The sequence below is a fragment of the Bacteroides gallinarum DSM 18171 = JCM 13658 genome (assembly GCF_000374365.1).
GTDB classification, from domain to species: Bacteria; Bacteroidota; Bacteroidia; order Bacteroidales; family Bacteroidaceae; genus Bacteroides; species Bacteroides gallinarum.
On the sequence record NZ_KB894212.1, the window covers coordinates 1 to 1659 of the forward strand.

Consider the following 1659-nt stretch of genomic DNA (forward strand, 5'->3'; position numbering starts at 1 on the left):
CAGGAATAGGACTATAAAAATGGCATATGAAGTGAGTATGCTCTATCATCTTCATATGCCATCTTGATTTTTAGGGACATTTACTGAATATCCCGGATTAATGTTAACTTCGTAACGATACGAAGTTAACATCCCGGATGTCTGAAGTTAACTTCCTGGACTAAGTATGATAGTACCGTTTTAACACTGTTAAATATAATCTTCACCCAGTTTGATTTGTGCATCATTCACATACTTGCGTATAGAATGTTCTTCATCTTTCTTGCAAATCAGTAACACATTATCCGATTCGGCTATGAGATAACCTTCCAGACCGTCAACGACGGCAAGCTTATTCTGGGGAAGAACAACGATATTGTTCTTGCTGTTGTACAATAAAGTTTGGCATTTCAATGTAACGTTACCCGTTTCGTCTTTCGGTGAGAGGTCATACAAGGACCCCCATGTTCCTAAATCAGACCAACCGAAGTCTCCCAAGGATACATATACATTATCCGCTTTTTCCATAATGCCGAAATCAATGGATACATTAGGGCACGCAGGGAAATTTTCGTTTATGAATTTTTTCTCTTCCGGTGTTCCATATACATTGTTTCCGGCTGACAACTTGGAGGCCAGCTCGGGTAAGAGCAATTCGCCGGCTTTGATGATGCTGTTTACATTCCACATGAAAAGTCCCGAGTTCCAGTAAAACTCTCCGCTCTCTACGAAAACCTTGGCTAATTCCAGTTCAGGTTTCTCCGTGAAGGTTTTTACTTTGTAGAAGTTATTGTTTATGTGCTCGGCAATTTGTATATAGCCGTATCCTGTTTCGGGACGGTTGGGCTTGATGCCGAGAGTCAGCAATTTATCCGATTCTGCAACAAATGCCAGTCCTTTTTCAATGGCTGCAAGAAATTCGCCCTCTTTCAGGATGAGGTGGTCTGAAGGGGCTACTACGATGTTGGCATTAGGATTTAATGCACGGATATGGTAGGCAGCCCACGCAATGCAGGGAGCTGTATTTCTGCGCGTAGGTTCTAATAAGATTTGTTCAGGATTTAATTCGGGAAGCTGTTCTTTTACCAAGTCTGCATAGAGCGCATTGGTAACGACCAGTATGTTTTCTGTAGGGATTACTTTGTTGAAGCGGTCGAAAGTTTGTTGCAATAATGAACGCCCTGTGCCGAAAAAATCCAAGAATTGTTTCGGGAGTGTTTTACGGCTGAAAGGCCAGAAACGACTACCGATTCCGCCACCCATAATTACACAGAAATTATCCTTATTGGTTATCATATCAAATGTTTTAAAAGTTTCTGCTAAAGTACTGTATATTTTACAAACGAGGAATGTTTACCAGATATTTTCTTGCTTTTTTCGCCTTTTTTTATGAAAAGTGTTGCAAGTCTCAAAAAAAGCCGTATCTTTGCACCGCATTTGAAAACAGTATGCCCAGATGGCGGAATCGGTAGACGCGCTGGTCTCAAACACCAGTGGATTCACTTCCATCCCGGTTCGACCCCGGGTCTGGGTACAAGGAAGGAAGATAAATAGTTCAAGATTGACTGTTTATCTTCTTTTTCTTTTATAAAGGGACATTCAGTAAATAATATAAAATCAGCCAACTAATTCATACACAAAATATTGCGAATTAGCTGGCTTTTTTGTATCTTTAGGTAT

The 1659-nt window shown here is 40.5% G+C and carries 1 protein-coding gene and 1 tRNA gene; one reads left to right on the top strand and one right to left on the bottom strand.

Annotated features, from left to right (window positions below; all coding sequences use genetic code 11):
- Positions 1-189: 189 nt before the first annotated feature.
- Entirely contained in the window at positions 190-1275 is a 1086-nt protein-coding gene (locus C233_RS0122045) for a mannose-1-phosphate guanylyltransferase (protein ID WP_018669621.1), read from the bottom strand.
- Positions 1276-1429: 154 nt separating this feature from the next.
- Here C233_RS0122045 and C233_RS0122050 point away from each other — a divergent pair.
- Positions 1430-1513: transfer RNA gene (locus C233_RS0122050), tRNA-Leu, on the top strand.
- Positions 1514-1659 lie beyond the last annotated feature (146 nt).